The following is a 6,409-nucleotide window of genomic DNA, read 5'->3' on the forward strand; positions in this document are numbered from 1 at the left end:
ATCAGAGCAGTTCTAGCCGGGCAGTGGCGGCGAGGGCCACCGGGTCGGCGGCACGCGCCTGCGACCTGACCGGTGCCGGGCCGTCCTCGAGGACGTACACCTCGCTCGACGCACTCGGCGCGACCTGCGTCCCGGGGACGCCGCGCAGGCGCTGCAGGGTCCGGGCGCCGAAGCCCGTGCCGGGCGGCGCGGTGACGACGAAGGCGGCGGCGGTGCGCTCGCGCGCCTCGTGGGCCTTGGACCGCGAAGGCGAACGTCGACGCCACGACGAACACCGTCACGAAGGCGGCCACGCCCCCGGCGGTGCCGAACAGGGCGTTCAGCGCGGTCACCGCCGTGTCGTCCCGGCCGGGGTCGGCGTCTGCGTACCGGCGGTCGCTCCCGGTGAGGACCCGGGCGCCACTGCCGCGGACCGCTTCCCGCACCGCGCTGGCGTCCGCGTCGACCACCAACTGCACACTGGCGGGGCTCAGTCGGGCGGCGTGGGGGTCGGTGTAGAACACGGCGTCCTCGAACCCGAGGTCGGCCACGGTCCCCACGACGCGCACGGTGCCCCGGTCGGTACGCACGCGCTCCGCCCGGCTCGGCCCAGTCACCGGTGACGACGACCTCGTCGGCGGCGCGGGGCGCGTGTCCCGCCGTGAGCCCGTACGGCGCGAAGGCGGCGGTGGACCAGGGGTGTCCGACGAGCCCGCCGGGTCCGCCCTCGGCCCGTACGGGGAAGGCGCGGTCCTCGACGACCCGGCCGAGCCGCCGCAGGCCCGCCACGGTTGCGGCGGGGACGGCACGCGGCCGGGCCAGTGGTCGGCTGCCCTCGCCCCGCGGCGTCGGCACCCGCACCGTGTCCTGGCCGCGGACCACGACCGGCGCCGCGGCGAAGCGCTCCGGCCGGCGTTCGGGCGCCTCCTGGGCTGAGGCGAGGACCAGGCCCGTCGCGGTGAGCAGCGCGACGCCCAGCGCCAGCGCGACGAAGCTGCCGGCGAAGGTGACCCAGCGGGTGCGCAGAGTGCGCAGGGCGACAGTCAGCACGGCACGGCCTCTCGGCCCGCCCTGCCCGTGCTCGTCCTCAGCCAGTACGTACAGCGCGCCTACGCCGCCGAGTTGCTGGACTCCGGCGACGGGACGGGCCTCGGCTACCTGCTGAAGGACAGGGTCGGCCAGGTCGAGGAGTTCGTCGGGGCGCTGTGCGAGGTCGCGGCCGGCGGCACCGTCGTCGACCCCGAGGTCGTACGGCAGTTGCTGCGCCGCCGCCGCGATCCGCTGGAGCGGCTCACCCCGCGCGAGCGGGAGGTGCTGGCGCTGGTCGCGGAGGGCAGGTCGAACGGCGCGATCGCCCGCCACCTGGTCGTCTCCGATGCGGCCGTGGGCAAGCACATCGGCAGCATCCTCACCAAGCTCGACCTGCCCCCGGCCGACTCGACCCACCGCCGTGTCCTGGCCGTCCTCGCCTATCTGCGGGCCTGAGCGGGCCGGCTGACCGCGCGAGGCGGGGGCGTCCCCAGGGCGGCCCCGGGCCGCGGACAGCCGGGCCGGGGCCGATCCGAGACCGCCTCACCTCCGCCAGAACAGGTGGTGCGTCACGCCGCTCGGGCTGGGCACGACCTCCAGGTGGAACCGGTCGAGCAGCTCGTCGGGCGAGTCCCAGAGCCTCAGCCCGGACCCGAACTTCACCGGCGAGACCGCCACGTGCAGGGTGTCGACCAGGTCGGCGTCGAGGAACTGACGGACGGTGGTGACTCCGCCGCCGAGCCGGACGTCCTTGCCCTGCGCCGCTTCCCGGGCCTGCCGCAGGACCGCGGCCGGGTCGCCGTCGACGAAGTGGAACGTGGTGTCGGAGAGCGTGAACGAAGGACGCTTGTGGTGCGTCATGACGAACACGGGGGTGTGGAACGGGGGCTCGTCACCCCACCAGCCGCGCCATTCGTGGTCGTTCCAGGGCCCGCGCTGGGGCCCGAACTTGTTGCGGCCCATGATCTCGGCGCCGATACCGTTCCTGAAATCCCGTGTGAAGTAGTCGTCGAGGCCCCTGCTCCCGCCGGGATCGGTGCGCCCGGGCCAGCTCGCCGTGGCGCCGGCCCAGGCGAACATCCTCGCCGGGTCGATGCCCCCGCCGAAGGGATGCTCGAGGCTCTGGTCCTCTCCGGCACCGATCCCGTCACTCGAGACCATGAAGTTCTGGACCCTCAGAAGTTGGGGCATGTGCTCCTCCTGTGTCGTCGGCAACGGTAAGGAGACTCTCCGGGCCGCGAGAACTCATCGCGCGTCGCGTGACCGGTCGGAGGACACGGGCGACCGCCGCCCGAACGGCGCGCTTCACGCTGGTACGGCGCCCTGCAGGCAGCTGACTACGCGGCTGCGGCCAGGTCCAGTTCGGCCCAGACGACCTTGCCCTCGGCCGCCGAACGGGTCCCCCAGCGGCGGGAGAGCTGGCCGACGAGGAAGAGCCCGCGGCCGTTCTCGTCCGTGCCGCGCGCGGTGCGCAGACGTGGGGCGCAGACGCCGGTGTCGAACACTTCGCAGGTCAGGGCCTGGTGGCGGATCAGGCGGAGGTCGATGGGGCCGGCGCCGTGCCGTACGGCGTTGGTGACCAGCTCGCTGACGAGCAGCCGCGTGGAATGCTCGAGTCCGTCCAGGCCCCATGAGGTCAGCTGGTCGGCCGCCAGGCGCCGGGCGCGGCAGACGGCGCTCTCGTCGCACGGCAGGGTCCAGGAGGCGACCTGGGCCGGGCGCAGTGCGCGGGTCCTGACCAGGAGCAGGGTGACGTCGTCGCAGGGCGCGTGCGCCGGGAGGCCGGCCGTCGCACGGGTGCAGAGCTCCTCCAGGGAGCGGCGCGGATCCGCGAGGGCGGCGGCGACGCGGTGCATCCCTTCCTCGATGTCGTCGTCGCGGCTCTCGATCAGGCCGTCGCTGTAGAGGGCGATGAGGCTCCCCTCGGGCAGCACCATCTCCACCTCCGCGAAGGGGTCCCCGAGTCCGATGCCCAGCGGCGCCCCGGTGGGGAGTTCGGGGAAGGAGACCCGGCCCTCGGGGTCGACGATCGCGGGCGGCGGGTGCCCGGCCCGAGCCATGGCGCATGCGCGGGTGGCGGGGTCGTACACCGCGTACAGGCAGGTGGCGCCGACGACGGCGGGCGTCTGGTCGGCGGCGTCGGTGTCCTCCTCGACGAGGCGCTGGACCGTGTCGTCGAGACGGTGCAGCAGTTCGGCGGGGGGCAGTTCCATGTCGGCCAGGGTGCGGACGGCGGCGCGGAGCGTGCCCATGGTCGCCGCAGCGTGGAGCCCGTGGCCGACGACGTCGCCGACGACGAGGGCGACCCGTGCGCCGGAGAGCGGGATCACGTCGAACCAGTCGCCGCCGACGCCGTGGTCCATGTCGGCGGGCTGATAGCGCGATGCCGTGTCGACGGCCATGCCGCCCTTCAACCGGCGTGGGAGCAGGTTGCGTTGCAGGGTGAGGGCCGCGGTGTGCTCGCGTGCGTACTGGCGCGCGTTGTCCAGTGCCACCGCCGCCCGCCGCACGAGTTCCTCGGCCAGCAGCAGGTCGACCTCCTGGAACGGCTCCAGGTCCGTGGTGCGGAGGAACAGGACGAGACCCAGCAGGGCCCGCCGGGCGCGGATCGGGACGACCATCAGCGAGTGCGCGCCGTTGTCGCGGATCCTTCCGGCGAGGGCCGGGTCGTGGTCGACCCACAGTCCCGGGGCGACGTCCAGGATCGGCTCGAGATGGGAGGTGCCCGTGCTCAGCACGGCGGAGAAGGGCGAGCGGGGCGGTACGGGGACCAGTTCGCCGCGCGCCCAGGCGGATTCCGGGGCCCCCGGGAGGGTGGAGGCCAGCCCGGTGCGCCGCAGCACGCGCGGGTGCGCGCCGGACGGGTCGATGCGCGCCGGCGGTCCCTCGCTGAACGGCACCGACTGCTCGAGGTCCACCGCGACGACGTCGGCGAGCAGCGGCACGGCGAGGTCGGCCAGTTCCTGGCTGGTCTGCATCACGTCCAGGTTGGTGCCGAGCCGTGCGCTGGCCTCGCCGACGGCGGCCAGGCGTTCGCGCGCCATCCTGCTCTCGACGACGTCGGCGCTGATGACGCAGACCCCGAGCGATTCGCCGGCGGCGTCCTGCAGGCAGTGGAACGAGGCGGCGAATGGATGCTCCCGGCCCCTGCTCACCGGCAGCCACGTACGGTACTCGTGCACCTTGGTGGCGCCGCTCTTGAGCACCTGGCGCATCACCGTCTCCAGCGCGCCCGCCTTGGCGCCGGCGAGCACGTCGACGAACCGGCGCCCGAGTCGCTGGTCGCGCGGGATGCCGTCGTGCTCCTCCATCACGTCGTTGGCGAAGACGCAGCGCAACTGCCGGTCGCGCAGGACGACTCCGATGGGCGCTCGGGCGAGCAGCGGGCCCCACACGGTTCCGCTCGCCGCGTCCCCGGAGAGCGCGCCGGTGTCGGTCAGGGTCGTGAGCCAGCGCGTCGCCCCGTTCAGGCCCCGCAGCATCGTGATCCGCAGGCTGACGTCGATCACCCGGCCCTCGCGGTGGGTCACCGCCGCCGTGCCCGCCCAGCCGTTCTCGGCACGGCACTGCTCGGTGAAGGCCGCCATCGACGGAGCCTGCCCGAAGGACGGCAGCACGAGTGCGGCGGAGAGGCCGACGACGTCGCCGGCGGCGAATCCGACCAGGCGCTCGGCGGCCGGCGTCCAGGCGACGACGGTCCCCTGCTCGTCGAAGACCGCGAAGGCGGAGTCTGATATCCCCGGTGTGTTCACATGTTTTCCGGCCGTCACCGTGTCTGTGCAGGTCATCGAGTCTTGCCCTCGGGGTCTCGTCGTCGGACAACTGGCCGGATTGCCCGATATGGGCGATCCGGGGGTCAGACCGGGCAGCATGCGGATCTGTGACAGCGGCACGCCCGGACGTCGTGTCCGCCGGCCTCGCCCGGCATCCGCCTTCCGCCCCAGGGGCGGTACGACCCGCGGGGCCGGCTGCCGCGGGGGCACCCGAGCGGTACGCCGACACGTCGGCGGTGTCACACCAGGGGACGCCCGGCGGTCTGGTGGTTGACTCTCCGTACGTGGTTCGCAGCGTGCGACATCCGAGATGAGGTGCATCGTGTCCCCTGAGAACACTTTCGTGATCGTCGGAGGCGGTTTGGCCGCGGGCAAGGCGGTGGAGGCTCTGCGGGAGAACGGCTACGACGGCCGACTCGTCCTCATCGGCGACGAACGAGACAAGCCCTACATCCGCCCTCCGCTGTCGAAGGGCTATCTGACGGGCAAGGAGACCCGCGACTCGATCTTCGTCCACCCCGACGACTGGTACGACAAGCACGACGTCGACCTGCGGCTCGGCACCACGGTGACCGGGCTCGACGTGGGGGCCGGGCAGGTGGAGCTCGACGGCGGGCGGCGCATGCCCTACACGAAGCTGCTCCTGGCCACCGGTGCGGCCCCCCGCCTCCTGACCGTCCCCGGGGCGGACCTGGACAACGTGCTCTACCTGCGCCGCGTGGGCGACAGCGAGCGGCTCAAGGCCGCCTTCACCGAGGGCGCGCGCATCGTCGTCATCGGAGCCGGGTGGATCGGCCTGGAGACCGCCGCGGCCGCGCGGCAGGCCGGGGCGGAGGTGACGGTGCTGGAGGCCGAGGAGCTGCCGCTGCTCAGGGTGCTCGGACGAGAGGCGGCCGAGGTGTTCGCGGCCCTGCACACCGACCACGGCGTGGTGCTGCGCCACGGCGTGCGGGTGGAGGGCATCACCGGCAGCGGCGGACGAGCGGACGGCGTCCGGCTCGCCGACGGCACCCATGTACCCGCGGACGCCGTGGTCGTGGGCGTCGGCGTCACCCCCGACACGCGGCTGGCCGAGGCGGCCGGGTTGGAAGTGCGCAACGGCGTCGTCACCGACGCGCATCTGCGCACCTCGGCGCCGAACGTCTTCGCCGCGGGCGACGTCGCCAACGCCTACCACCCGTTCCTCGAGCGCCACATCCGCGTCGAGCACTGGGCCAACGCGCTGAACCAGCCGGCCACGGCCGCGCAGGGCATGCTCGGCGGCGACGCCGTCTACGACCGGCTGCCGTACTTCTACACCGACCAGTACGACCTCGGCATGGAGTACGTCGGCTACGTGGAGCCCGGAGGTTACGACCGCGTCGTCTTCCGCGGGGACAAGGCGGCCCGGGAGTTCGTCGCCTTCTGGATGTCCGGTGACCGTGTACTGGCCGGCATGAACGTCAATGTGTGGGACGTCGTCGAGCCGGTCCGCGAGCTGATCACCTCGCGCGCCGAGGTCGACGACACGCGCCTCGCCGATCCGCAGGTGCCGCTGGAGAGCGTCCGCGCCTGAGAACCGGCCGCGGGGGGGGGGGGGGGGGGGGGGGGGGGGGGGGGGGGGGGGGGGGGGGGGGGGGGGGGGGGGG

General features: G+C 73.7%; 4 protein-coding genes and 2 pseudogenes. 3 read left to right on the forward strand and 3 right to left on the reverse strand.

The genetic code is table 11. The annotated features are described in order from the left end of the window. Positions 1–768, reverse strand: a pseudogene (locus tag ACRWND_RS29970) (hypothetical protein); the annotation flags it as partial. On the opposite strand from ACRWND_RS29970, the gene ACRWND_RS29975 reads away from it, so the two are divergent. Together ACRWND_RS29975 and ACRWND_RS29980 are read left to right on the forward strand one after the other, a co-directional pair. Beyond that, positions 679–915 carry a hypothetical protein gene (locus ACRWND_RS29975; protein ID WP_431954987.1) on the forward strand — a complete coding sequence of 79 codons (237 nt, stop codon included), beginning with the start codon at positions 679–681 and terminating at the stop codon, positions 913–915. The pseudogene ACRWND_RS29970 and the gene ACRWND_RS29975 overlap by 90 nt on opposite strands. A gap of 126 nt (positions 916–1,041) precedes the next feature. Continuing rightward, positions 1,042–1,464 (forward strand): annotated as a pseudogene (locus tag ACRWND_RS29980) (LuxR C-terminal-related transcriptional regulator); the annotation flags it as partial. A gap of 87 nt (positions 1,465–1,551) precedes the next feature. Here ACRWND_RS29980 and ACRWND_RS29985 read toward each other — a convergent pair. Together ACRWND_RS29985 and ACRWND_RS29990 are read right to left on the reverse strand one after the other, a co-directional pair. Continuing rightward, entirely contained in the window at positions 1,552–2,199 is a 648-nt protein-coding gene (locus tag ACRWND_RS29985) for a dihydrofolate reductase family protein (protein WP_431954981.1), read from the reverse strand. A 146-nt stretch (positions 2,200–2,345) separates the two neighbouring features. After that, positions 2,346–4,760, reverse strand: a complete 2,415-nt coding sequence (locus tag ACRWND_RS29990; protein WP_431954983.1) for a SpoIIE family protein phosphatase — start codon at positions 4,758–4,760, stop codon at positions 2,346–2,348. Between the two features lie 343 nt (positions 4,761–5,103). Here ACRWND_RS29990 and ACRWND_RS29995 point away from each other — a divergent pair, with 343 nt between their 5' ends. Continuing rightward, on the forward strand, positions 5,104–6,336 hold the full coding sequence (locus ACRWND_RS29995) for an NAD(P)/FAD-dependent oxidoreductase (protein ID WP_431954985.1): 1,233 nt from the start codon (positions 5,104–5,106) through the stop codon (positions 6,334–6,336). Positions 6,337–6,409: the final 73 nt, after the last annotated feature.

This window comes from Actinacidiphila sp. bgisy167 (assembly GCF_965342175.1).
GTDB lineage: Bacteria > Actinomycetota > Actinomycetes > Streptomycetales > Streptomycetaceae > Actinacidiphila.